Source organism: Nocardia sp. bgisy118 (genome assembly GCF_057708605.1).
The window spans coordinates 75672-102258 of the sequence record NZ_JBYISM010000022.1; the positions used below are offsets into that span (position 1 = coordinate 75672).

General features: G+C 70.6%; 15 protein-coding genes and 1 pseudogene. 3 read left to right on the forward strand and 13 right to left on the reverse strand.

Features of this window, described 5'->3' with window-relative positions:
• Entirely contained in the window at positions 1–225 is a 225-nt protein-coding gene (locus AC3EO7_RS24960; protein WP_431962200.1) for a hypothetical protein, read from the forward strand.
• Positions 226–272: 47 nt separating this feature from the next.
• Here the strand turns inward: AC3EO7_RS24960 and AC3EO7_RS24965 are convergent, their stop codons facing one another.
• Positions 273–719, reverse strand: coding sequence for a hypothetical protein (locus tag AC3EO7_RS24965; protein WP_435592526.1), 447 nt, complete (start codon positions 717–719; stop codon positions 273–275).
• Positions 720–804: 85 nt separating this feature from the next.
• Between AC3EO7_RS24965 and AC3EO7_RS24970 the strand changes: the two genes are divergently transcribed.
• Entirely contained in the window at positions 805–1668 is an 864-nt protein-coding gene (locus AC3EO7_RS24970) for a helix-turn-helix domain-containing protein (RefSeq protein ID WP_431962196.1), read from the forward strand.
• A gap of 69 nt (positions 1669–1737) precedes the next feature.
• Here AC3EO7_RS24970 and AC3EO7_RS24975 read toward each other — a convergent pair whose 3' ends face one another.
• The 11 genes and pseudogenes from AC3EO7_RS24975 to AC3EO7_RS25025 form a co-directional block, all read right to left on the reverse strand.
• Complete coding sequence (locus AC3EO7_RS24975) at positions 1738–2550, reverse strand: ABC transporter permease (protein WP_431962194.1); 813 nt, start codon at positions 2548–2550, stop codon at positions 1738–1740.
• The gene (locus AC3EO7_RS24980) at positions 2550–3368 is read right to left on the reverse strand and encodes an ABC-2 transporter permease (protein ID WP_431962192.1); all 819 of its coding nucleotides are present in this window, start codon (positions 3366–3368) and stop codon (positions 2550–2552) included. Before AC3EO7_RS24980 ends, AC3EO7_RS24975 begins: the two co-directional genes overlap by 1 nt.
• Positions 3365–4336 (reverse strand): ATP-binding cassette domain-containing protein, encoded by a 972-nt coding sequence (locus AC3EO7_RS24985; protein ID WP_431962190.1) that lies wholly within the window; start codon positions 4334–4336, stop codon positions 3365–3367. The genes AC3EO7_RS24980 and AC3EO7_RS24985 overlap by 4 nt, the downstream gene beginning before the upstream one ends.
• Positions 4333–18075, reverse strand: a complete 13743-nt coding sequence (locus AC3EO7_RS24990; RefSeq protein WP_435592527.1) for an amino acid adenylation domain-containing protein — start codon at positions 18073–18075, stop codon at positions 4333–4335. Before AC3EO7_RS24990 ends, AC3EO7_RS24985 begins: the two co-directional genes overlap by 4 nt.
• 248 nt (positions 18076–18323) lie before the next feature.
• Entirely contained in the window at positions 18324–18791 is a 468-nt protein-coding gene (locus AC3EO7_RS24995) for an AMP-binding protein (protein ID WP_431963536.1), read from the reverse strand.
• A 201-nt stretch (positions 18792–18992) separates the two neighbouring features.
• Positions 18993–19331: pseudogene (locus tag AC3EO7_RS25000) on the reverse strand (hypothetical protein); the annotation flags it as partial.
• On the reverse strand, positions 19297–20502 hold the full coding sequence (locus AC3EO7_RS25005; RefSeq protein ID WP_431962186.1) for an FAD-dependent oxidoreductase: 1206 nt from the start codon (positions 20500–20502) through the stop codon (positions 19297–19299). The pseudogene AC3EO7_RS25000 and the gene AC3EO7_RS25005, both read right to left, overlap by 35 nt.
• A 211-nt stretch (positions 20503–20713) precedes the next feature.
• Positions 20714–21364 carry a PadR family transcriptional regulator gene (locus AC3EO7_RS25010; RefSeq protein ID WP_431962185.1) on the reverse strand — a complete coding sequence of 217 codons (651 nt, stop codon included), beginning with the start codon at positions 21362–21364 and terminating at the stop codon, positions 20714–20716.
• 163 nt (positions 21365–21527) lie between these two features.
• Complete coding sequence (locus tag AC3EO7_RS25015) at positions 21528–21785, reverse strand: S1 RNA-binding domain-containing protein (protein ID WP_431962183.1); 258 nt, start codon at positions 21783–21785, stop codon at positions 21528–21530.
• Between the two features lie 223 nt (positions 21786–22008).
• Positions 22009–24048: an MDR family MFS transporter gene (locus AC3EO7_RS25020; protein ID WP_431962181.1), complete on the reverse strand. Its 2040-nt coding sequence runs from the start codon at positions 24046–24048 to the stop codon at positions 22009–22011.
• Between the two features lie 69 nt (positions 24049–24117).
• Complete coding sequence (locus tag AC3EO7_RS25025) at positions 24118–24780, reverse strand: TetR/AcrR family transcriptional regulator (RefSeq protein WP_431962179.1); 663 nt, start codon at positions 24778–24780, stop codon at positions 24118–24120.
• A gap of 62 nt (positions 24781–24842) precedes the next feature.
• On the opposite strand from AC3EO7_RS25025, the gene AC3EO7_RS25030 reads away from it, so the two are divergent.
• Positions 24843–25784, forward strand: a complete 942-nt coding sequence (locus AC3EO7_RS25030; RefSeq protein WP_431962177.1) for a sigma-70 family RNA polymerase sigma factor — start codon at positions 24843–24845, stop codon at positions 25782–25784.
• Between the two features lie 36 nt (positions 25785–25820).
• Here AC3EO7_RS25030 and AC3EO7_RS25035 read toward each other — a convergent pair whose 3' ends face one another.
• Entirely contained in the window at positions 25821–26456 is a 636-nt protein-coding gene (locus AC3EO7_RS25035; protein WP_431962175.1) for a TetR/AcrR family transcriptional regulator, read from the reverse strand.
• Positions 26457–26587 lie beyond the last annotated feature (131 nt).

A 26587-nucleotide genomic window follows, 5' to 3' on the forward strand; every position in this document is an offset into this window, starting at 1 on the left:
ATGACCGAAGAGGAAGGGACGGTGTCCGGCGATCTCGATGTCACTGTCGACGCGACGGGCAAGGGACTGGTCCGCTACCGCGATACCGAGACGTGGCTGACCATCGGCAATCTCGACGGTGACCCCCCGCGCACCTGGTCGACGACGGCCGAACTCGCCGCCGCCATCGAAGCAGGCCTCGGCGCCCGCGACGCGGCGGGCAACGTGGTGTTCTTCGAGGCGTGACGAGTTCGCGCGCATCCCGCTGACCGGAACCGCTGCGACGCGATCGGCTAGGCGTCGATGCCGATGTACTGGTGGTCCAGGCGGATTCGGCCCTCGCCGTCCAGCGCGATCACCTCGTAGCCGCCGCCTGCGACGGCGCCGTCGGCCCTGGTCACCATCGCCCAGCCGAAGCCGATCAGGTTCGTGCTGAGCCGGGTGGCCGGACCGTGGGTTTCGAAGACGTGCTCGCCGGGGGCGACGAACATCTCGTAGGCGCGGCTCACGCGCCGCTCCAAGGCTTCGGCGCCGCGCACCTCCAGCGGCGGGATCGGGAAGGCCAGGTCGGTCGCGGCGTCGCGGATGGCTTCGGGGGGATCGATCAGCACCTGCGCACCGTCGACGGCCCAGAGTTCGTCGATCAGGCCGCGGCGGAGCGCGGGGTCGGGCTCGTTCCAGAGTGCGATGTACCGCTCGGCGAAGCGGGCCGGTTCTTTGTCATCGTGGTGAATGCTCATGGGAACGAGTCTGGCGAGCGCGGTGCGACGCCGCGATTCCCCGCAGGGTATGGCGCGGCCGCACCGGGTTCGATATCAAGGACCGATGAGCACCGTGGCGCAGTCACCCAGATACACCGTGGCGCAGCCACCTATCGGCACCGTGGCCGAGCCACCTGCCGGCGCGGGCGCACAACCCGGAGCGTTCGCCCATCAGCTCAAACGCTGGCGCACTATGCGCCGGGTGAGTCAGCTGGATCTGGCCATCCGCGCCGACACCACCCAGCGCTACCTCAGCTTCCTCGAGCAGGGCCGCTCCCGCCCCGGCCGCACCATGGTCGTGCGCCTCGCCGAGTCGCTGGAACTCTCGCTGCGGGAACGCAACGGTCTGCTGCTCGCCGCGGGATACGCGCCCGTCTTCGCCGAATCACGGTTGGACACGCCGGAATTGGCGCCGGTCCGGGCCGCGCTCGACCGCATTCTGGATGGCCACATGCCCTACCCCGCGGTCGTGGTGCGCCCGTACGGCGTGCTGGTCGCCGCCAACGCCGCTTTCGAGCTGCTCACCGACGATGCGGCGCCCGAGCTGCTCGCCCCGCCGATCAACGTGCTGCGTCTGGCGCTGCATCCGGACGGCCTCGCCCGCCGGGTGCTGAACCTGCCGGAGTGGGGCAGGCACGTGACCGAGTCACTGCGCGGGCGCGCGCTGCGCAGTCCCGATCCCGAGCTGGACGCTTTCATCGCCGAGTTGACGGGCTATCTGCCCGCCGCCGAGCCCGGCCCCGACCACCTCGGTTTCGCCGTCCCGCTGCGGTTGCGCAGCGAGGAGGGCGAACTGCGGCTGATCACCACCATCACGTCCTTCGCGACCGCCGTCGACGTCACGCTCTCGGAACTGCACCTGGAGGCCTTCCTCCCCGCCGACGACCACACCGCGGCCGTCCTCCGCGCCCGCGCCGACCGCCGCTGACGCCAGCCGCCCCCACACGGTCATCGCACGCCACCCTGTGACGCGTGGAAACGCGTATATGGGAACGGCTCACCGGCGGCTGGCGCGCCGGTAGCCGATCACCGCGGGCACCGCGAAGACGACGACCGCGCCGATCGACCAGACGAAGGTCATCGTGAGGGGGTGGGCCAGCGGGCCGCCCAGCGAGAGCGCCTTCATGGTGTCCACCGCGACCGACATCGGCTGGTTGCGGACCACGGGCTGGATCCACGGCGGGAAGGCGATCAGCGGGACGAAGCCGGTGCTGAAGAACATCAGCAGCGAGGTGAGGATCGTGATTCCCTCCACCAGCGCCGCTTTCGCGGTGAAGACCGCGATGGCGGTGACCATGGTGGCGAACGCCAACCCGAAGAGCACCGGAATGAACACGAACAGCAGCCCGGCCGGCAACCCCTGGTGGAAGCGGAAGCCGAGCGCATAGCCCACGACGAGGACCACGAGCGTGCCGAGCAGAATCCGGCAGCCCTCGGCCAGGATCCGGGCGATCAGCCCGGAGGACCGGTGCACCGGCAGCACCCAGAAACGGGCGAGCAGTCCCGCGTCGCGTTCCCGGCCGAGCATCACCCCGCCCGCTATCGCGCCGCTCAGCGCGCCGACGATGGCGACCATCGGCACGGACCCGTACAGCGCGTCGGTGCCGGAGAACTTCGCGATCTGATTGCCGATGACGATGTCGAGCATCAACAGCAGCAGGCACGGGATGATCAGCGTCTCCAGCAGCGCCACCGGACTGCGGGACCAGCGCACCAGCAGGCGTTGGGTCTGGATCGCGGTGTGCCGCAGCAACGAGACCGGCGAGCTCTCGCCGTGCGACAGCGTCGGGTGTTGGGTCGTCACAATCATCACGCCCTCCTCGAGCTCAGCCGGATCGCCGTCGGCACACAGACGACCAGAATCGCCGCCGCCCACAGCAGCGGCGGACCCATCAGCGCCCAGCTCACCTCGCCCGCATTGCCTTTCGTGTCGCCCGCCAGCGCGCGCAACGCGATGACGAACTGCGAAACCGGCTGGTTGCGCACGAAAGGCTGGATCCAGCTGGGGAATTGGTCCGCGGGAGCCAAACCCGTCGAGAGCATGCCGAGGATCAACGGCGGCAGCACCAACGCCTGCGTGGTCGCCTCCGGACTCTTGGCCAGCGTCCCGATGACGTCGCCGCCCAGCGTGAACACGATGCCGATGAGCAACGAGAAGGCCAGGAATCCGAGCGTGTGCCAGCCGTCGAGCCGGAAGCGGAAGCCGATCACGTGTCCGCAGACCAGCGCCGCCGCTATCGCGATGAACAGCCGGAACACATTGCCGGACATGCGCGCACCGACCGGAACGAGCGGACCGATCGGCATCGAACCGAAGCGGCGGTCGATCCCGGCGACGACGTCGGTGGCCGACCGGAACGCGGCGCCGATCGCGGTGAACGCACAGGCCTGCAGGATGACGATGGGCATCATGAACTGCGCGTAGCTGCTGAATCCGGTGCCGATGAAGGTCATCACCGTTTTCAGCGGAATGTAGAAGCTCGCGGTGAAGGCGACGGGCGCGACGACGGAGCTGAGCACCTCGCCGCTCTTGATCGCGGGCGTCACCAGCCTGGTGGTGAGCACCCACCACTGTTGCACGCGGACCGGCGTGGCGCGGGTCTCGGTCAGCCAGGTGCCCGCGGTCATCCGGCCGCTCCCGTCTCCGTGGCCGCCAGGTGGCCGGTGAGCTGGAGGAACACGTCGTCGAGGGAAGGACGGCGCAGGGCGATGTCGACCAACTGGATGCCCGACGAGTCCAGCCTGCGCAGCGCCTCGGCGAGCGTCTTCGCGCCCTCGGGAGCGGGGATCGCGATGCGGTCGGACTCCGGTGTGAGGGCGGCCCGATTCTCCTCGGGCAGTAGTGAACCCAGCGCGGCCGCGATGGCGGGCAGATCCTCCAGCCGCAGCGGGACCACCTCGCAGTAGCTGCCTCCGGTGCGCGACTTCAGCTCGTCGGCGGTGCCTTCGGCGATGACCACGCCGTGATCGATGACGATGATCCGATCGCACAGCGCGTCGGCCTCTTCCAGGTACTGCGTGGTGAGCAGCGTGGTGATGCCGTGTTTGCGGAAGCCGGACACCAGATCCCACACGCCCTGGCGGCTGCGCGGATCCAGGCCCGTCGTCGGCTCGTCGAGGAACACCACGTCGGGCCGCACGACGAGTCCGCACGCGATATCGATGCGCCTGCGCATACCGCCGGAATAGGTGCCCACCCGCCTGTCCGCGGCCTCGACCAGGTCGAATTCGGCGAGCAGTTCGTCGGCGCGCGCCCGCGCGGCGGGTTTGCGCAGTCCCATGAGCCTGCCGAACATGACCAGGTTCTCGTAGCCGCTGAGCATGTCGTCCAGCGCCGCGAACTGCCCGGTCAGCATGATCGAGCGGCGCACCGCCGCCGGATCGGCGACCACGTCGTAGCCTGCGACCTGCGCGCGGCCGCGATCCGGCGCGATGAGCGTGGACAGGACGTTCACCATGGTGGTCTTGCCCGCGCCGTTCGGGCCGAGGATGCCGAGCACCTCACCCTGCGCGGCGGTGAAATCCACGCCGCGCAGGGCGCGCACCGGGCCGAAGGATTTCTCCACGCCTTCCACCACAACTCCGCTGTCGTTCACTGCATGCCTCCAAGTTGCTCGTCGAGCACACGCGCGATGATCGGCAGCACGTGTGGTGCGGTCATTTCGTCGTGGGTGACCTCGACGTCGTAGTTGGTGATCGCACCGGTGACGTACGGACGCCAGCCCTCGGGGCCGAAGATGTCCGAACTGTCCACGGTGGCACTGAAATACAGGGCGTCGCCGTGGTAGACGGGACGCTGATACCCGGTTCTGGTGCGCGCCGAGGCGTTGTAGGAGCCCGCCATTCGCTCGAGGGTGTCGGCGTCCACCAGGGCCACGCCGCCGGTCCGCTCGGCGATCAGCGCGGCCGCCTCCTGCGCCGTGGCATCGGCGGGGACGTCGTCGATGCCGAACACCGCGCCGAAGGTGCTGACGAACGAGCCCGCGGTGAGCGGCTCGATGCTGTCGCCGTCGATGTCCGCGGTGTCGGCGTCCAGCAGGGCGAGCACGCCGACGGACGCGCCCTCCTGTTCGAGCCGGGTGGCCATGGCGTGCGCGATGAGCCCGCCGAACGACCAGCCGAGCAGGTGATACGGACCTTCCGGCTGCACAGCGCGGATCTCGCGCACGTAGCGGTCGGCGAATTCCTCGATGCTGCGCACGGACGGTTCGCGGCCGCTCAGATCCGGCGCTTGCAGACCGTAGATCGGGCGGCCTGGCGCGAGCGCCTCCGCGAGACCCAGGTAGGTCCACGACATTCCGGACGACGGGTGGATGCAGAACAGCGCGGGTGCGTCGCCGCCCGGGCGGATCGGCAGCAGCACGTCGAGACCGAGGGCCGTGCCCGGCGCGGGTTGCGCCGCGGCGGCGGCGAGTTCGGCCATGGCCCGCTCCTCTTCCGCGCCCGCCGCGCGCGCCTCCGGGGTGGACGCGAATGCGGCGGCGACACCGAGCGCTTCGACCCAGAGGCGGGAGAGCTCGGCGACTTCGGCGCGGTCCAGCAGCGTCGCGGGGAAGCCGAAGGTGGCGCGCAGCCGGTCGCCGAGGACCACCGCGTTCACGTCGATCTCGGCTTGCAGCGGCACGTCCTGGCACTCGGTCGCGGGCAGATCGCCGAGCTCCTCGGTGGGCAGCCAGCCGAGTCCCTCCAGGCCGGGCGGGATCTCGCCGGTGGCGTAGCGGCCCAGGTAGTTGAAGGCGACGCGGCCCGGCAGGCGACGCGGAAATTGTTCGGCGGTCTGGTGATTCAGGTAGCGCAGCAGGCCGAACCCGATGCCCTTGTCGGGCACCGCGAGCAGCTGGTGCTTGATCGCGCGGATCGCCTGCCCCAGCGCGGGGCCACCGGCCCATGCCTCGTCGACGTCCACCGTCCCGAGGTCCAGCCGCACCGGGTAGATGCTGGTGAACCACCCGACGGTCCGGGACAGGTCGGCGCCGGGGATCACTTCCTGCTGACGACCGTGCCCTTCCAATCGCACCAGGACGCTGCGCTCCTGGCTCGCGCGCCACTTGTGCACGGCGAGGGCCAGCGTGGTGAGCAGCGCGTCCTCGACGCCGCCGTGGAACAGCGCGGGCAGCGTGGTCAGCAGCGCGGCGGTGACCGCCTCGGACACCTCCGCCTCCACCATGCGCAGCTGCCCCGCCTGATCCACGGCCGGATCCAGCTCGCGGCCGCCGATCAGCGGATCGGGTCCGTCGATCAGGTCGCGCCAGTAGTCGAGTTCGGCGACCCGCGCGGCGCTGTGCGCTTCCTCGGCCAGCGCGTGCGCCCAGCGCCGCATCGACGTGCCGGTGTCGGCGAGCACCGGCGTCGCGCCCGCCGAGACCTGAGCCCAGGCGGCCATCAGGTCGGGCACCAGGATCCGCCAGGACACCCCGTCCACGACGAGGTGGTGCGCGATCACGATGAGGCGACCGGACCGGCTGCGATCACCGGCCTCGCCGACCGGATCGAGCCAGAGGAACTGCAACACCACACCGCGCGCCGGGTTCAGCCGGTTCATCGCGGAATCCAGTTCGGTGAGCGCGTATTCGCGCAGGTCGACCGTGTCCGCGTCGGCGGCGAACTCGATGCGGCGGATCAGGCTCGCCACATCGACGCTGCCCGGTTCGGACACCTCGAGCCGCACGTCCGGGTCGTGCAGCAGCCTGGCGCGCAGCATGTCGTGGCGGTCGACCACGGCCGCGATCGTCGCCGCCAGCTGCTCGGCGCGGATGCCGACGGGCAGTTCCAATACCGCGGTCTGCGCGAAACGGTCGTAGTCGCCGCCGCGTTCGATCATGTACCGCACGATCGGCGGCAGCGGCATCTCGCCGACCCCGCCGCCGGGCAGCTCCTCGAGCACCACCAGCTCACCCGCGGCGTCCGCCGCGGCGGCCAGCGCGGCGACGGTGCGGTGCTCGAACACCTGCAACGGGGTGATGGTCACGCCGCCTTGCCTGGCGCGGGAGACCAGTTGGATGGCGAGGATGCTGTCGCCGCCGAGCGCGAAGAAGGAGTCCTCGGCGCCGACCCGCTCGCGGCCCAGGAGTTCCGCGAAGACCACCGCCAGAGTCTCCTCGGTGGGCGTGCGTGGTGCGACGTACTCGATCCGTTCGTCGGCGAACACCGGTTCCGGCAGTGCTTTCCGGTCGAGCTTGCCGACGGCGTTGAGCGGAATCGCGTCGAGCACCACGAAGGCCGCGGGCACCATGTAGCCGGGCAGTGCCGCGGCGGCGTGCGCGCGCAGCCCCTCGACGTCCAGCTCGACGCCGGATTCGTGGACCACGTAGGCGGCCAGTGCGGTGCCGCCGGCTGGGCCGCGGACGCCGAGCGTCACGGCGAATTCCACGCCATCGGCCCGGCCGAGCACGGCGTCGATCTCGCCGAGCTCGATGCGCTGGCCGCGCACCTTCACCTGGAAATCGGTGCGGCCGACGTATTCCAGTTCACCGTCGCCGTCCCAGCGCACCAGGTCGCCGGTCCGGTACATCCGCTCCCCCTCCGTCCCATAGGGATTCGCGACGAAGCGGGTGGCGTTCAGATCGGGGCGGGCGTGATAGCCGCGCGCCAGGGAGGGACCGGCGAGATAGAGCTCTCCCGCGACACCCACCGGCACCGGGCGCAGCCGCCCGTCCAGCACCAGCACCGACGCGCCGCGAATGGGACCGCCGATGGTCACCGGCGCGTCCACCGACAGCGCACCCGAACCCGTCGCCCAGATGGTGGATTCGGTAGGGCCGTACAGGTTCACCATGGTCCGGTCCGGCGCCCAGCGTTCCACCAGCTCCGCGCCGACCGCCTCGCCCGCCACCGCCAGCACCCGCAGACTCGACACCCGCGCCGGATCCACCGTGGCCAGCGCCGACGGCGTGATCACCGCGTGCGTCACGCGTTCGGCCTCGATCAGTTCGGCCAGGGCGTCCCCGCCGAACACCTCCGGCGGCGCGACCACCGAGGCGCCGCCCGCGCCGAAGGCCATGATCGCCTCGAACACCGACGCGTCGAAACTCGGTGAGGCGACCTGCAATACGCGCGCGTGCTCGTCCAGCGCCAGCGACTCGCGCTGCGCGGCCACGAGATCGGCGATGCCGCGATGTGAGACCGTCACGCCCTTCGGCGTTCCGGTGGAGCCCGAGGTGTAGATCATCCACGCCGGGTGGTCCGGCAGGATCGTCACGCGCGGCTCGTCGGCGCGCAGCGGTGCGTCGTCGGCCGCGCGCCAGCGGGCGGCGAAGGTCGCGTCGTCGAGGACCAGCCACCGCGTGTCCTCGGGCAGCTGCGGCCGGTGCGCGGCGACGGTGAGCCCGAGCACCGCACCGGAATCGGTGAGCATGTGCTCGATGCGGTCCACCGGATGCTTCGGGTCGACCGGGAGGAAGGCCGCGCCCGCCGCGGCGGCCGCCCACATGCCGACCAGCAGCTCCGCGCCCCTGGTCAGCCCGAGCGCCACCACCGTCTCCGGTCCCGCGCCCGCCTCGATCAGCAGGCGGGCGAGTTGAGCGGCGCGGGCGGCCACTTCGCGGTAGGTCAGTGTCGCGCCCGCGGCGACCACCGCGGCGCGCTCCGGATACGCGTCCGCCGTCGCCGCGAACACCTCGGGCAGAGTGCGCACCCCGGCGGATTCCGGGCCGCGCGCGGGAGCCAGTTCGGCGCGCTCCAGCGGCACCAGCAGATCGATGTCGCCGAGGCGCTGCCCCGGATCGGCGACGACCGCGGCGAGCACCCCGAGCCACCGGCGGGCGAGGGTGTCGACCGTCGGCGCGTCGAACAGGTCGGTGGCATAGGTCAACGTGGCATCGATGCCCGCGCGCTGGGTTCCCTCGGGCTGGGTTCCCTCGAGCGGGGTTTCATCGAGCGGGGTTTCATCGAGCTGAGCGCCGTCGAAGCGCTCACGCAGGTCGAGCGTCAGGTCGAACTGTGCCGCGTCGCGATCCAGATCCTCCACGTCGATGCGCAGGCCGGGCAGCTCGAGCGCCGGTTCGACGAAGTTCTGCAAGGAGAGCGAGACCTGGAAGATCGGGTGGTGCGCGGTGGACCTGGTCGGGTTCAGCACCTGCACGAGGCGTTCGAAGGGCACGTCGGCGTTGCCGAAGGCGTCCAGATCCGACGAGCGCACCGCGCTGAGGAATTCGCGGAAGGTCAGGTTCGGGTCGACCGGTGTGCGCAGCGCGAGGGTGTTCACGAACATGCCCACCATCTCGTCCAGCGCGGCCTCCCCGCGCCCGGCGACCGCGGTGCCGATCACCACGTCCTCGGCGCTGCCCAGCCGCGCGAGCAGCACCGCGAGGGCGGCGTGCACCAGCATGAACATGCTGACGTCGGCGTCGGCGGCCAGCTCGGCCATGGCCCGGTGCAACCCCTGCTCGACCGCGAAATCCAGGTCGGCGCTGCGCATCGACTGCACCGCGGGGCGCGGCCGGTCGGCGGGCAGCTCCAGCAGATCCGGTGCGCCCGAGAGCGATTCGGTCCAGAAGCGAATCTGGCTCGCGGCCGGCGATTCCGGATCGGACTCGTCGCCGAGCAGTTCCCGGTGCCACAGCGCGAAATCGGTGTACTGCACCGGCAGCGCGGCCAACGCCGCCTCCTGGCCCATCGTGGCCGCGGCGTACGCGGTCATCAGGTCGGTGGCCAGCGGCGCCATCGACGCGCCGTCCGCGCTGATGTGGTGCACCACCAGGACCACGACGTGCACCGGCGTCGCGCGCCCGTTGCCGTCGGCCGTGTGCAACCGGAACAGTCCGACCCGCAGCGCCGGCTCGGTCACCAGGTCGAATCCGACACCGGCCAGTGCGGCGATCCGATCACGCAGCGGCGCACCGGGTTCGGTGACGACCGCGTGGAGCTCGGGCGCCACGGCGTCGGCGCCGAGGACCACCTGCCGCGGCCCCTCGGCGTCGGCCGGGTACATGGTGCGCAGGCTTTCGTGCCGGTCGATCACGGCCCGCAGCGCGCGCCGCATGCCCGCAACGTCCAGTTCACCGGTGAGCCGCAGCGCGACAGCGATGTTGTAGGCGGGCGAGGTGGGGTCGAGCCGGTTGAGCACCCACATCCGCTGCTGGGCGGGTGAGAGCGGGATACGGTCCGGCCGGATGCGCGGTGCCAGCGCGAAGCGGGCGCGCGCCCCCGGCGCGGCGGGGACCACCCGCGCCGACAGTTGCGCGACAGTAGGGGCGTCGAACAGGTCCCGCAGCGCGATCGTGGCGCCGAGCGCCGCGTTGACCCTGGCCACCACCTTGGTCGCGCTGAGCGAGTTGCCGCCCAGTTCGAAGAACGAGTGGTCGATGCTGACCCGCTCGGCGCCGAGCACCTCCGCGAACACCTCGGCGACCGCCTGCTCCACCGTCGTGCGCGGCGCCAGGTACCGGCGCAGGAACGCGGCGAAATCGGGCACGGGCAGCGCGTTGCGATCCAGCTTGCCGACCGGTGTCAGCGGCACCTCGTCCAGCACGACGAGATAGCCGGGCACCATGTAGCCGGGCAGCGCGCCCGCGATGCGCGAGCGCAGCCGTTCGGTGTCGTATTCGGCCTCCTCGCCGAGGGATTCGCGGCCCACGTCGCTGAGCACCACGTAGGAGACGAGCACGGTCTCCCCCGCCGGGCCAGGCATGCCGACGGTCGCGGCGTATTCCACGTGGTCGTCGGCCGCGAGCACGGCGTCGATCTCGCCGAGTTCGATGCGCAGGCCGCGGATCTTGACCTGGAAATCGCTGCGGCCCAGGTACTCCAGCTCCAGCACCGGTCCACGGGTGCGCTCGGATTCGACCCAGCGCACCATGTCGCCGGTGCGGTACATCCGCTCTCCGCGCGCACCGTACGGGTTCGCCACGAAGCGGCCCGCGGTCATCGCGAACCGGTTGAAGTAGCCGCGCGCGATGGCGGGACCGGCGAGGTACAGCTCGCCCTCCACACCGACCGGCACCGGACGCAACCAGGCGTCGAGCACCATGACCGCGGCGCCGCGGATCGGTCCGCCCATGGTGATCGGCTTCCCCGCCTCCAGTTCACCCGGCCCGGTGGCCCAGATGCTGAACTCCGTTGGGCCGTAGAGGTTCAGCATGCGCCTGCCGATGGACCACTGCGCGGTCAGCTCCGGCCCGACGGCTTCGCCCGCGACCGACAGCACGCGCAGGTCGGGCAGGCCGCTCGGATCCATGGTGGCCAGCACCGACGGCGTGATCACCGCGTGGGTGACCCGCTCGGCGCGCAGCAGGTGCTCGAGCTCGGCGCCGCCGTACACCTCGGGCGGCGAGAGCACCAGCTGCCCGCCCACCGCGTGCGCGGTGAGCAGCTCGAAGACCGAGGCGTCGAAGCTCGGCGAAGCGACCTGCAACGCCTTGACCGTGGGATCCAGGTCCAGCGATTCGCGTTGCGCCGTGGTGAGATTCGCTACGCCGCGATGGCTGAGCAGCACCGCCTTCGGCTTGCCGGTGGAGCCCGAGGTGTAGATCAGGTAGGCGGTCTGGTCCATCCGGATGGCGCCGCCGCGCTCCTCGTCGGTGAGGGGTCCGTCCGGGACCGTCATCGCCCTGCGGATGGTGTTGAGGTCGTCGAGCAGCAGCCAGTCGATGGTGCTCGGCAGGGTTTCGCCGGTGGCGCGCACGGTCACGCCGATGGGCGCTTGGGAATCGGTGAGGATGTGCTCGATCCGTTCCACCGGATAGTTCGGGTCCAGCGGCAGGAAGGCCGCGCCCGTCTTGACCAGCGCCCACACCGCGACCACCGACTCGATCGAGCGAGTGAGGGCGAGCACGACGAAGATCTCGGCGCCGATGCCGCGGCGGAGCAGCACCCTGGCGTACCGGTTCGACCAGGCGTCCAGCTCGCGGTAGGTCATGCTGTCGCCGTTCGCGCTCACCGCGACGGCGTCGGGATTCACCGCGGCGCCCGCGGCGAGGATCTCGGGCAACGTGCGCTGGGGCACCGAGTCGATGCCGTGCACGGGCAGCAGGGCGGCGCGCTCGACGGCGTCGCAGTGCTGCAACCGCGCGACGCCGGACTCCGGCTGCTCGGCGATCTGCTCGAGCAGCAGGACGAAACGGTCGAGCAACCTGCGCGCGTGCCGCTCCGTCAGCTGGTCGGCCATGAACTTCACCGTGACCCGCAGCTTGTCGCCCGCCTCGCCGGGCAGCCCGTGCAGCGGAATCACCATCAGGTTCAACGGATACGGCGTCGCGTCGGTGCCCGCGATGTCGAGCACCCGCATGCCCGCGATGTCCAGCGACTGCGACAGCGCTTCCCGATCGATCGGGTACGACTCGAAAACGGTGAGAGTGTCGAACAATTCGGCGAGGCCGACCGCCTGGTGGATGGCCGCGAGTCCCACGTGCTGGTGATCGAGCAGCCGCGCCTGCTCGGACTGCACGCGGGCCAGCAGGTCGGCGACGCGTTCGGCGGGGTCGAGCCGGATCCGCACCGGGAGGGTGTTGATGAACAGGCCGACCATGTCCTCGACGCCCGGCAGCTGCGGCGGCCTGCCGGACACGGTGCCGCCGAACACCACGTCGGTGCGTCCGGTCAGCATGGCGAGCAGCAGCGCCCACGCCGCTTGGACGGCCGTGTTCACGGTCGCGCCCGCCGCGCGGGTGGTCGCCTCCAGTCGCGCGACCGCCTCGGCGGACAGATCGACCGACACCATGCCGGACTCGGTGGACTGGAACCCGGCCAGTGTCGGCACCGCGCGGGTGGGGGCATCGATCCCGGCCAGCGCTTCGCGCCAGGCGGCGAGGGATGCGGACGCCGCTGCGCCGGTGATCATCTCGGCGACCGGACCGGGCGCAGCGGCAGGTTCGGCAGCGGCCGCCTCGGCAGCGGCCGCCTCGGCAGCGGCAGGTTCGGCTGTCGGCTGTTCGGCCTCGGTCGGCTGTTCGGCCGTCGCGACGCCCGCGGGTTCGACAGGCGCGGACGCGGCGACAGCGGCGGCGAGCCCGGCGGCGCTCTCGGCGGCTTCCTGTTCGGCGAGCCAGGCGAGGAAGCCGCGATAGGACGGTGCGGGGGCGAGCACCTCCGCAGCACTCGCACCGGCACCGGACGCGACGTACACGGTCAGCAGCTCGCGCACCAGCAGCGGCGTCGACCAGCCGTCCAGCACCAGGTGGTGGTTGGTCATCAGCAAGGTGTAGGTGTCGTCGTCGGTGCGGATGAGCTGGAAGCGCAGCAGCGGCGGACGGGTGAGATCGAAGCGAGTGTTCGCGTCGAGCGCCAGGATTCGGTCGAGCTCCCTCGTGCGCTCGGACGGCTCGGAGAGATGCGTGAGATCCAGTTCCTGCCAGCGCACTTCGGCGTCGGCGAGCACCAGTTGGCGTGGTCCGTCCGGTGTCTCCACGAACGCGACGCGCAGATTCTCGTGCCGGTCCACCAGCACCTGCGCCGCGGCGCGCAGGCGGGCGGCGTCCACCCGGCCCGCGAGGGTGAGCCGGGACTGCACGGTGTAGCCGTCGGCGGTGTCGGTGTCGTACCAGGCGTGGAAGAGCAGACCGTATTGCAGTGGCGAGAGCGGCCACACGTCGGACAGGTTCGGGTAGATGCGCTCCCAGCCATCGATCTGGGGCTGAGTCACCGTGGTGAGCGGGAAGTCAGAGGGTGTGTGCCCACCGGCGCCGGTCGTCCGCGCGTGCGCGGCCAGCGCGGCGAGCGCGGTGGCCCACTGTTCGGCGAATTCGCGGACGTCGTCCTCGCCCAGCAGCTCGGTGGCGTAGGCCCAGGTGACCTCCAGCCCGTCGGCGCCCATGATGGCGTTGACGTCGATCACGGCGGGCAAGGGCGAGCGGTCGTCCTGTGTCGCGGCGAATCGCCTCGGCAGCCAAGGCCCTTCGGGTCCGACCGCAGCGCGGCCCAGGTAGTTGAAGCTGATCTGCGGGGTCGGCCCGGCGGCCAGCTCCGCGGCGGTCCGCGGGTTCAGGTGGCGCAGCATGCCGTATCCGACGCCACGGTCCGGAATGGCGCGCAGCTGCTCCTTGGCGGCCTTGATCGCCAGACCGGCCGCGGGCCCGCCCGTGAAAGCCTCGTCCAAGTCGATACCGGCGAGATCGATCGCCACCGGGTACACGCTGGTGAACCAGCCGACCGTGCGAGCCAGATCGGCGCCGGGCAGCACCGACTCCTCGCGCCCGTGACCCTCGAGGGTGAACAGCGCGCCGGTCCTGGCCCGCCAGCGCGCGACCGCCATGGTGAGCGCGGCCAGCAGCACGTCGTCGGCGCCGCAGTGGAACAGCGCGGGCACCGTGTCCAGTACGGCGGTGGCGACGTCCACGGGCACGGTGGTGCGCACCTCGGCCGCGGTGGCCACGGTGTCCACCGCCGGATCCGCGGGCCGCGCGCCGAAGGGTGCGTCCGGGGTGGCCAGCACGCGCTGCCACACGGGCAGTTCGGTCGCACGCGACTCGGCCTGCTCGATGTTCGCGTGCGCCCAGCGGCGGTAGGAGGTGCCGACGGGTTCCAGCTCGCCGCCGGAGAAGGCAGTGGCCAAGTCGGGCAACAGGATTCGCCAGGAGACACCGTCGGTGACCAGGTGGTGCAGCACCAACCAGAGCCGGGTCCCCTCGGCGATGCCACGGCCGTCGTCGGCAATGCCGACATCACCGGCGATGCGCGCATCCATCGGGTCCGCATCGGCGCTGCCGACTCCGTCTGTGGCACTCATGTCGATTCCACGGCTACTGGCGGCGTCAACGCCGACGTGAGTCCCGACAGCTGTTCCACCGGCAGCGCCCGGGGCGGCAACACCGGTCCTGTCGCCAGTGCCGGTGCCAGTGGTGTCGCCGACGGATGCGCCCGCAGCCGAATTCGGCTCCACCAGAACGAACCGAAGGACAATCCCCGCGGCCGGATCCAGCCGATCGGCGGCGCGCTGCAAGGCGTACTCGCAACTCGCCTCGAGGTCTTCGCCGACGGTCACCGAGTCGATGCAGTCGGCCGCACGCACCGAACCCGGGTCCGCGACAACCCATTCCCAGCCGACCTCGGCCTTCCGCAGGGTGCTGCGCAGCGCGTCGTGGTGATCGAGCAGCGCCTGCACCGCCTCGGTGAGGCGGGTGCGGTCGCCGTCCGGCGGCAGCGCGATCAGGACGGCCTGGCTGTACCGGTTCCAGGTCTCGCCTTGGTCGAGCATCGCGTGCACGATCGGGGTGATCTCCACCGGACCCATGCCACCGCCGGGCAATTCGAGCACGGCGGCGGCGGCCGCGTCGGTGGCGACGGCGGCCAGCGCGGCCACCGTCTTGCGCTCGAACACATCGCGCGCGCTGAACCGCAGCCCGGCGGTGCGGGCGCGGGAGACCAGCTGGATGGAGATGATGCTGTCGCCGCCGAGGGCGAAGAAGTTCTCGTCCACGCCCACCGCGTCCAGGCCGAGCACCTCCGCGTAGAGGCCGGCGAGCGTCTCCTCGCGCGGAGTGGAGGGCGGGCGGCGCACGGTGGTGCGCATGCCGAAATCGGGTGCGGGCAGCGCCCTGCGGTCGACCTTGCCGACCGGCGTCAGCGGCACGCTGTCCAGCACCATGATCACCGTCGGCACCATGTACGCCGGAAGACGTTCGCCGACAGCGGCTTTCAGCGCCTCGGGCTGTACTTCGACGCCCGGCGCACCGAGCACGTAGGACACCAGCGCGGTGGCCCCGCTCGGGGTGGTCGCTCCGATGGTGAGGGCGAACTCGACCTCGGGCTGCCGCTCCAGTGCGGCGTCCACCTCGCCGAGTTCGATGCGGTAGCCGCGCACCTTCACCTGGAAATCGCCGCGGCCGACGTAGTCCAGCTCCAGCCTGCCCGCGCGGCGCCGCCACCGCACCAGGTCGCCGGTGCGGTACATGCGCGCGCCCGGCTCGTACGGGTCCGCGACGAACCGGCTCGCGGTGAGCCCGGTGCGCTGGTGGTAGCCACGCGCCACGGCGGGCCCGCCCAGGTACAGTTCGCCGACCACACCGGGCGCGACCGGCCGCAGCCACGGGTCTAGCACCAGCCCGACGACCCCGCGGGCGAGGCTGCCGATGCTCACCGGCCCCTGCGGTGTCAGTGGCACGCTCACGGTGACGGTGACCGTGGTCTCGGTGGGGCCGTACCCGTTGAGCAGCGTGCGGCCCGCCCACTTCGCCACCAGCTCCGGCGGACACGCGTCGCCGCCGACCACCACGGTGCGCAGATCCGGCAGCGTGTCCGGGTCCAGCGAACCGACCACGGCCGGTGTGACATTCAGATGGGTGACCCGCTGCTCGCGCAACACCTGCGCCAAGTCCTCGCCCGCGTAGGCGGCGGGCGGCACGACGGCGATCGATGCGCCCACCGCGAACGCGACGAGCAGCTCCTCGACCGAGATGTCGAAACTCGGCGAGACCGCGTGCGCCACTACCGCGTTCGCGTCCACGCCGAACGACGCGCCGGATGCCGCGACCAGGTTCGCGAGCCCGCGATGGGTCACGGTGACGCCCTTGGGCATTCCCGTCGACCCGGACGTGTAGATGAGATAGGCGGGCTGGTCGAGAGCGATCGCGGCCGACCGTTCGGCATCCGTGACGGGCGCCGAATCCTGGCGCCCCACGATCTCGTCCGTCTCGGGATCGTCGAGCGTCAGCCAGGTGATGCTGTCGGGCAGCGCCGGACGCGCGTCTGCCACCGTGAGCCCGGCGACGACGCCGCTGTCCGCGATCATGTACTCGATGCGGTCGGCGGGATAGCCGGGATCGACCGGCACGAACGCGGCGCCGGTCCGCGCCACGCCCCAGACCGCGAGCACCGATCGCAGCGAGCGCGGAACAGCGACGGCCACCGCGGTTTCCGGTCCGGCGCCCGCCGCGATGAGCAACCGCGCGAGGCGGTTGGCGTAGGCGTCGACCTCCCGATACGTCAGCGCCGTGCCGTCGGCGCGGACGGCGATCGCGTCCGGATCGATGGCCGCGCCGTCGGACAGGATCTCGAGCAGCGTGCGCGGCGGCACCGAGCCGGGTCCGCGCGCGGGGGCGAGCTCGTCCCGCTCCTCGGGCGAGAGCACCGACAACTCGGACAGCGGCGCGGCCGGCCCCGCGGCCAGGAAACGATGCAGGAAGTCGAGAAACCTCCGGTGCTGGGCGGCCAGTTCCTCGTCGTCGTAGAGGTTGGGGTTGGCCTGGAAATCGAGGTGCGTGTTCTCCGCGCCCATGCCCGGATACAGATTCAGGAACAAGTCCTCGATCGACCCGGAGGTCAGCACGTGCATCCGGCCGGTGACCTCGCCGAGCCGAATCCTGGTGTCCCCCATCATGAGATTGACCGTCGGGCCGAACGAGACCGCCTCGTCCACCGACCAGCCAAGATCGCGGACGATGTCCTCCTGGCGGTACCGCTGCCTGCGCAGCGCCGAGGTCAGCTCGTGCTGCGCGGCGCGAATCAACCCGCCGACGGTGCCCCTGGCGCCGAGCGGCAGCCGCAGCGGCACCACGTTGGCGATCATGCCGCCGGAGCGCCGCAGCACCGCGGTGGTGCGCCCCGAGACCGGCAGGCTCAGCATCACCTCGGGCGCGCCGGTCATCGCGCCGAGGTAGGCGCCGAACGCGGCCACCACGACGGGCGCCACGCTGGTCGAATGCTCCTTCGCCGCCGCGTCCAGCAATTCCGCGGTGGCGGAGGGCAATTCGCCCGCCACGAGGCTGGGGTGCGCGTCCACGTCGGCCGCGCGTCCGGCCAGGCTGACCGGTTCGGCCATGCCGACGAGATGCTCGCGCCAGTACTGCGCGTCGGCGGCGAAACGGTCCGAATCCCGGTAGGCCACGTCCGCGTCGACGATGGTGCGCAGATCGGCGGCCTTGTTCGCGGGCGGCTCGCCGCCGGCCGGCCCGGCGTTGTACAGCTCGGCGGTGCGCTGCAGCACGCTCATGGCGCCGAAGCCGTCCAGCAGGATGTGGTGGATGCGCTGGTACCAGTACCAGTGATCGTCGCCGAGGCGCAGCATGGCGGACTTGGCGAGCCGGTCGCGCAGCAGATCCAGCGGGGCGGTGTACTCCGCGCGCATCCACGCCCGCGCGGCCTCCGCCGGATCGGGCTCGCCGCGCAGGTCGACGAGCAACGTCTCGTCCTCGAGCGAGGTGTCGATCATCTGATAAGGGAAGCCGTCCACCTCGATCAGCCGCACATAGCCGCTCCCGAACTCGTGCACGGCCTGGCGCGCCACGTCGGCCAGCAGATCCAGGTCGAGCGCGCCGCGGAACTCCACGTACTGCGCGATCGAGATCGGAATGTCACCCGCGAAGTGCTGCGCGAACCAGATGCCGCGCTGGGCCGCGGAGAGCGGAAAGGCGCCTGCGGGCAGGCGGCCGGCCGCGACCACTGGGGTGAGAGACGGCTGAGGCATACAAGGTCCCTGCTGGCTAAGAAAAAGACGGAGAGAACAAGTCGAGACGCGCGCGGTGCCCGCTAGGGGTGAGCGCGCTGTCGACCGCGACGGGTCTCGACTCGTGTGGGAACGAGCCTTCCCGCGGATGAGTCGACCAGCGTGCGCATAGGAGTACTTCCCCTGGAGAGTTTAGCTCCGCACGCTGGTCGACAACTCGAAATCCGCATGTCAGGGAAGGATTTCCCGCTGCGGGATGAGGCGCGGCGTCAGGATGCCTGCCGCAGCGGCGCGCGCTCGGCGTCGGTGATCGGCGCGTCCGAGCCGGTGAGGTAACGAACGAGCATCGATCGGTCGTCGAGCGCCAGCCAGCCGATGGCCTCGGTCAGCTCGCCGCGCAGCGCGGTGGTGGTGACGCCGATCGCGGCCGCCTCGACCTCACTCGAACCGGGCCCGCGCGACGTGACGAGCACCGGGGTCGCGCCGGACTTGGCGATGGCCCAGCGGGTGACGGCCGCTTCGATCGCAGGCTCCACCGCCATGGCGACCGTCGCGCCCGGTCCGGCTCCGTTGTCGAGCAGCACTCGGGCGAGCCGATTCGACCAGGAGTCGAGTTCGCCGTAGGTCAGCTCGTAGTCGCCGGTGGACACCGCGATCGCGTTCGGGTCGAAGTGGTCGACCGACGCGAGCGCGCCCGTCCTGACCAGAACGGAAGGTGCGGTGGTTTCGGTCGACATTGCGATGCTCCTCGGGATGCGGCGTTTTCTTTGTGCCTTCCAATTTCGTCTTCCGAGGCCGTTGCCGACAGGAACCCCAAGGCTGCCTCCCCACCTCCGAGGGTGAAAGATTCCCCACCCAAGGGGGAACACACGAACCGCCGGTCGCGAGCGGATGTCGCGACCGGCGGCCAGGGACGGACCGAAGATCCGGTAGAGGGCCAGGTGGGCCCATGCCTCGGCCGGGCACCTGGATGGCAATGCCGTGGCGGTCAACGGGACGCGGAGGCAGTCCGAAGCCGCGAAGGTCTCCACATCGGCCGCAGGAGTGATAACCATGTGGTCGACGTCCCTGGCGGACACGTGCCCGAAGGCGTCGACGAGGCCCAACGCGGCCAAAGCTCGCGCCGCGTCGGCAACTTGGATATCGATGTACTGAGTGGTGGGGGAGCGCACGAGGGGTAACTGTATGCACCAGGGACGGCGGCGCCAAGCTGGAAGCAAAGTCGGTAACTCTGCCAGGGACTCAGGCGGGGACCAGTTCCGATTGGACCGGGGCATCCCAGTCGATGCGGTAGCGTTGCTCGGCGCCCATGGTCTTCTCGGGGTTCATCACCGTCTTCACCATCAGCGGCATGAGCAGATTCATCATCTTGCGCGCCACCGGACCTGGCGTCTTGCTGCTGTTGATCTTCGCGGCGCGCGCCGCGATGCCCTCCACCCGCTCCCGGCGCAGCCGCTCGTAGGCCGCGAACGCCGCCTCGGGCTCGGGCAGATCCCGCAGGCACCTGGCCAGCTGCACCGCGCTCTCGATGGCGAGCGAGGCCCCCTGTCCGGAGCTGTTGGACGGCGCGTGCACCGCGTCGCCGACCAGCACCATGCGTCCGCGGTACCAGTGCGGCACCGGCGGCATGATGTGCAGGCCGCCGGTGGCCTCCAACTGCTCCGCGGTGGTGCTGCGGGCCAGCGCGCCGCCCGGAGTGTCCTCGGCGTAGGTGTCGCGCAGGATCGACAGCCAGTGCTCGGCCGGGATCGCACGGGCCTCGGTGAGCGTCAGGTATTGCTTGTGCGGCAGGTTGGCGCCCCAGAAGACTCGCCCGTCACCGGCCGACCAGTACAGGTAGTACGCCTGCTTGCCGAAGGCGAAAACCATGGTGTCGGTGGGCACTTCGGCATCGCACACGGTCGCGGCGCCGAAGCCGAGCATGCCGGTGTACTGCGGGCCGGGCGCGTTCGGATCGATCAGGTCGCGCACGGTCGAGCGGATGCCGTCCGCGCCGATCAGCACGTCCGCGGTGGCGGTGCTGCCGTCCGCGAACCGAGCGGTGACACCGTCGGCGTGCTCGTCGACGCCGACCAGGCGCTTGTCGAACTCGACCTGGACGCCCGCGGCCACCGCGTGATCGTGCAGCGTCCGGTGCAATTCGGCGCGGTCGACCAGTTGCAGCGGCGGCTCGCCTCGCAGGGCGGGCAGGTGGTGCTCCTTGCCACCCACCGAGAGGATCATCTTCGTCACCGGCTGCGCGATGCCGCGCACCGGATCGCCAGCGCCGATGATGTCGAGCGCGGCGACGCCGTTGGGGGCGAGCGCGAGCCCGCTGCCGATCCCGTAGGAGGGGCCGGGGTATGCCTCGTACACGCGGGCGTCGATGCCCGCCTTCAGCAGGGCGGTGGCCGCGACGGGCCCGGCGATGCCGCCGCCGATGACGAGCGCGGAACGGATTCTGGACATGGGGTATCTCCGTAAGTGAGTCGGGTTGGTTTCCCCGAACCGATCCGCGTACCGCGCACCCAGCTATCCTGTGGTTGCCAGCCTCGTGGCCGGGTGCGCTCGTGCGGGCACGGTTCGAGACGGTTTCATCGGGCTCGGCGGCGGTGTTGCCGCACCTCCGTCGGGCCCGGTCTCGAGTGCGTCCCTCCCGGCTACGGCCGGGCGACGGTGTCTACTGCGGTTCCCGCATCCCCCTCTCCACCATCTCGACGACGTCGGACGGCGCCATGCCACCGGCATGGAACTGCCGCCACATCGGCAGGTCGGGGAAGGTGCCGTCGACCAGCTCGGCGCGCCAGGAGCGCGCCCACGCGGCCTCGGCCTCCAGCATCGCCAGACCGTATTCGGTCTCGATCACGAACAGGCGAGGCAGCGTGCCCGCGAGCTTCTCCATCTCCCGGCGGATGCCCGCGACGATGGCGTCGAGCGCGCCGATCCTGGCGCCGAGCAACTCGATCACCTCGTCCGGCGACAGCGCGGCGACCACCGAGAGCCCCGCCGTGAAGGCGTCGTGCTCCTGCACCGGGGTGGCGATCAATTCCCTTGTCCAGTCGGACATTTCGGCGCGACCCGCGTCGGTGACGCGGTAGATGACCCGCTCAGGGCGGGCGCCGTCGCGTTCGCTGCCGACAGGTTCGAGGAAACCGGCTTTGACCATGTTCTGGACCACCGTGTAGAGCGAACCCCACTTGATGTCCATGTCCTGGTCTTTGCCGCGCTCGCGCAGCTTCGAGGCGATCTCGTAGCGGTGCATCGGCCGTTCGATGATCACCGAGAGAATCGCGAGCGCCAGCAGGTTGTTCACCTTGCGCTTCGTGGCCATGACACCTCCTTACTCGTATACGAATATACGTGCGCGAGTATTCGGGCGCAAGTATTCTTCGCACCGGTAATCATCGGGAGGTGTGGGAGATACGGTCCCGCCTAGGCTGACGGTGCGCGGAGGCAGGTGGAGTCTGCCTCCGCGCACCCCGCTCAACCGAATGTCACGCCGCGGCCAGGCTCACCCGATGACGCTCGGCATCGATGGCCAGAATCCGGACCGCCATGGTCGCGCCGACCTGCGGTTCCGTCGACCAGTGCGACCATTCGTTGCGATGCAGTAGACCGTGCACGCCGGGCGCGACCTCGAAGAACGCGCCGAAGGGCACGATCTGGACGACGGTGGCTTCGAGCACGCCCTGCACGCTGTGCGTGGCCGCGAACCGATGCCAGGCGTCCAGGTCGAAATGGGAATGGGACATGAGTACATCTCCTTTCGCTGTCCCTGGGAAATCTTGTGTCACAAGGAAAAAGCGAAGGAGGGGGCGGGCCTCGCGCCCGCCGGAGGGTCACCGGCCGACCGGGCGACCCTTCTGTGCGCGGCGTATCGCCGACCCGGCAGTCACGAATTCAACCTAGAGGCAACAGAACCCGGCGCGCAAGCCGGCGAACGCCCTGCGCCGGACGGCCGTCACCGGTGATCGTTCAGCCGACCCCGGCGGGTTCGACCTCGTCCAGGTGTTCTTCCAACAGCTTGGCGGCGACGCTCATGAGTGCCTGGTCGAGCAGCGCGCGATCGGCGGGGTCGCGATCGTCCCAGGTGTCGAGGTGGGCGCCGAGCCAGCGGCGCCAGGCCGCCTTCACCCGATCGACCTCGGCGACACCGGAATCGGTGAGGTGCAGTGCGCCGTCGTCGGCGTAGACGTAGCCCGCGCCGATGACCTTCAGCACCACCGGCTCGATCACCTCGTCGGGCACCCGGTGCGCCTGCGCGATGGTGTGCATGGTGGCCACGCCGCGAATCCTGTTGTGCAGGTATACCTGTCCCAGCGCCCAGGCTTGACCGCGGCTGAGCGGGCTGCGCGCGTCGGCGAGGACGGCGGGGAACACCGGGCCTTCGGCGCGCGCCTTGCGCATGGTCACCGCGACGGCGCGTTCCAGCAGACCCGCACGGTCGGCGTTGTCGGGTACCGAAAACCCTTCGCCCACATCGGAAGCGCCCGCGCGTGCGCTGTCGCGCAAGGGCACCTCCTTCAGGAACCAGGCCACCACGAACCCGGCCAGCGCTACCGGCACCACCCAGCGGAAGACGTGGTCGATGGTCATGGCGTAGGCGTCGATGATCGGCGCGGACTGCTCCGGCGGCAGCGCGCGCAGCGCCTCCGGGCTCGCCGCCACCTCGGGCGGCACCACCCGCACTTCGGCCAGCGCCCCGGCCAGGTTCGGGGTGAGCTGGTCGGAGTACAGGGTGCCGAACACCGCGGTGCCGAAGGCGCTGCCGAGGGTGCGGAAGAAGGTGACGCCCGAGGTCGCGGTGCCGAGATCGGCGTAGGGCACGGTGTTCTGCACGACGATGGTCAGCACCTGCATGGTCAGACCGAGGCCGAGACCGAGGATCAGCATGTAGAGCGATTCCTGCCAGATGCCGGTGTCGCGACCCATGGTCGACATCAGATACAGCCCGAGCGCCATCACCGCCGTGCCCGCGATCGGAAAGTACCGGTAGCGCCCGGTCTGCCCGACCACCTGACCGGACAGGATCGAGGTGAAGAACAGGCCGACCACCAGCGGCAGCGTGCGCACGCCCGACACGGTGGCCGAAACCCCGTCCACGTATTGGAGATACGCGGGCAGGTAGGTCATCGAGCCGAGCATGGCGAACCCGACGATGAAGCTCAGGATCGAGCACACGGTGAAGACGTTGCTGCGGAACAGCTTCATGGGCAGCATCGGCTCGGCGGCGCGCAACTCCACCGCGACGAACGCCGCGAGCAGGATCGCCGCCGCGACGAACAGGCCGATGATCTGCCACGAGGCCCAGGGATATTCCTGTCCGCCCCACTCCAGGCCGAGGATCAGGCTGGACACGCCGAGCGCGACCAGGCCGATGCCCGCGTAGTCGATGACGGGCTTGGCCGCGGCCTTGACGTGCGGGATGGTGCGCGCCGCCATCGCGATCATGACGATCGCGACGGGCACGTTGACGTAGAAGCACCACCGCCAGCTGGCGTGGTCGGTGAACAGTCCGCCCAGTGTGGGACCGATGACCGTGGTGACGCCGAAGACCGCGCCGAGCGCGCCCTGGTACTTGCCGCGCTCGCGCAGCGGAATGGTGTCGGCGATGAGGGCCATCGAGGTGACCATCAGGCCGCCCGCGCCGACGCCCTGGATGCCGCGGGCGACGATCAGCACCAGCATGCCGTTGGCCAGGCCGGCCAGCATCGAGCCCGCGATGAAGATCAGCGCGCTGAGCTGGAAGATCAGTTTGCGTCCGAACAAATCGCCGAGCTTGCCCGCCAGCGCCGTGGCCACCGCCTCGGCGAGCAGGTAGGAGGTGACCACCCAGGCCATGTGCCCGGCGCCGCCGAGATCGGCGACGATGGTGGGCAGGGCGGTGGAGACGATGGTCTGATCCAGTGCGGCCATCAGCATGCCGAGCACGATGGTGGCGAAGACGACGTTGGTCCGCCCGCGGCCGAGCGGCTCCCGGCTGGATTCTTCGGCGACAGCGACTGCACCGGTCATCGTGTCAGTATCGTCCGACGGTCACCCGGCGAACGGCCAGCGACACGGCAGCGAACGTGCCGCCGGGCGTCAGCCCGCGCGAACCGCGTACTCCCGCAATCCTGGTTCCAGCGCGTCGAAGGCCACCCGGATGTATTCGGCGAGCGCTCCGGCGATCTCGTCGTTCGATTCCCCCGCGAGGGTGCGGCGCACGGTCTCCTCGAACAGCACGCGGTGCACGCCGCCGAGCTGAGCCGCGGCCACCCGCGGCGCGATGTCGTCGGACGCGGCGCCGGTTTCCGCGGCCAGCGCGCGGGCCAGCGCCGACTCCCTGTCTTCGTGGAACTCGCGCAGCCGCGCCGTCAACGCCGGGCTCTCGGCGATCATCCGGGCGAACTCCAGACCGGAGAAGCCGACCACCGGGTCCTGGTCCGCGGCGGCGGCGAGGTAGGCGCGCCGCAGCGCGGCCAGCGCGGACTCGCCCGGCGCGCGCTCACGCACGATGCGGGCGAGCTGGTCGACGAAGACCTCCCCGAGGTCGAGGGCGAGGTCTTCCTTGCGGGGAAAGTAGTTGGTCACCGTCATCTTGGCGACGTCGGCGGCGGCCGCCACCTCGGCGATCGTCACCTTGTCGAATCCGCGCTCCAGGAAGAGCAGCGTCGCCTGGTGCGAGATGTTCTCGCGCGTCTGCTGCTTCTTGCGCGCACGAAGTCCCTGTTCGGCCATGTCGGCGAGCGTATCCGATCTCGTCATAATTTTGTAGTTGACATATTTTTGGGTCTGATCTAAGTTTGTCTCGACCGGAAGGACCACCCGTGCCCCAGCTCGACACCGCTCCCCTCTCCGAAGATCCGGTGCGGGACTACCTGCACCACATCGGCCGCACCCCGCTGCTCACCCCCACCGAGGAGGTGGCGCTGGCCGTCCGCATCGAGGCGGGCGCGCTCGCACAGCGGCGCCTCGACGAAAGCACCTCCGCCGGAATCGAACTCACTCCGGCCGAGCGACGCGAGCTGCGCAGCGCCGCCGCCGACGGACGCTGCGCCAAGGACCACATGATCCGCGCCAATCTGCGATTGGTGGTCTCCATCGCCAAGCGCTACCCGACGCCCACCGGGATGTCGCTGCTCGACCTGGTGCAGGAGGGCACCTTCGGCCTGATCCGCGCGATCGAGAAGTTCGACCACCGGCTCGGGCTGAAGCTGTCCACGTACGCCACCTGGTGGATCCGCCAAGCCGTCGGCCGCGCCATCGCCGACCAGGGCCGGACCATCCGCATCCCGGTGCATGTCGTGGACGTGCTCAACCGGGTGACCCGCACCGGGCGCGAGCTCGCCCAGCAACTGGGTCGCGAAGCCACCGCGGCCGAGGTGGCCGCCGAGCTGGAGCTGCCGGTGGCACAGGTCGAGGAGGTGCTGCGGCACGGACGCGAGCCGATCTCGCTGCACACTCCCGTCGGGGACGGCGAGACCGAGTTCGGCGGCCTGATCCCGGACGACGCCCCCGACCCGGCCGATGTGGTGGCGGCGAACATGATCCGCGGCAGGCTCGACGCGGTGCTCGCCACGCTCACCGACCGGGAGCGGGCGGTGATCCTGCTGCGCTTCGGCATGGACCGGGACGAAGCGCGCACACTCGCGCAGGTCGGCACCGCGCTCGGCGTCTCCCGCGAGCGGATCCGTCAGCTCGAGGCGAAGGCCATGAACAAACTGCGCCAGCCCCACCGCGCGCGGCGGCTGGCAGGCATGCTCGCCTGACGCGGCGACCCGGCGGCCGCCGGGTTCCGTTGCCGGTCAGGTGGTTTCGATCAGCGCGATAGCCACCGGAACCAGCAGCTCCACCAGCTCGGACACCGGCGGCCGTGGGTCGCAGAGCAGCCACTCGTGGGTGAGTCCGTTGATCGCGCCGATGAGCGCGCTCGCCGCGAGACTGGGACCACTGCCGCGAATCCGGCCGCCGGGCACGACCCTCGGCACCACCGCCGTTTCGAGGACGGTCGCCCAAGCGTGCCTGCGCTCGCGCCGATGCCGCTCCATCCGCTCGCTGACCCCGACCACCTCGATGAAGGCGACCTTGGCGCGGTACGGATCGGCGCCGAGCGAGCCGAGGTAGGCGGTGAGCACGGCCGTCATCGCAGCGCTCGCGTCCAGCCGGGGATCGAGCACGGCGAGGGCGCCGCCCACCGCGGTGACCGCGTCGTCCTGAATGCGGTCGTAGGCTGCGACGAGCACGTCCTCCCTGGTGTCGAACTCCTCGTAGAACTGACGCTTGGACAGTCCGGCGGCCGCGCACACGTCGGCGAGCGAGCACTCCGTGTACCCGCGTTCGGCGAAGAGGCGCGTCGCCGCCTCCAGGAAGCGCAGCCGCCGTTCCGCCTTGCGCTCGGCTACGGCGCGCCCGCCGTATTGCCTCCCCACCGTGGTTGTCACGCCTTCACCGTATCGAACGTCATGGCGGGGTAAGGTCACCGAATCCCGCTACGGACCGGTAGCAAGAACTGTCTGGGCCGACATCGACGCGGCGACCCTGGCGCGCTTCCTTCCCACAAAACTTACTCCGG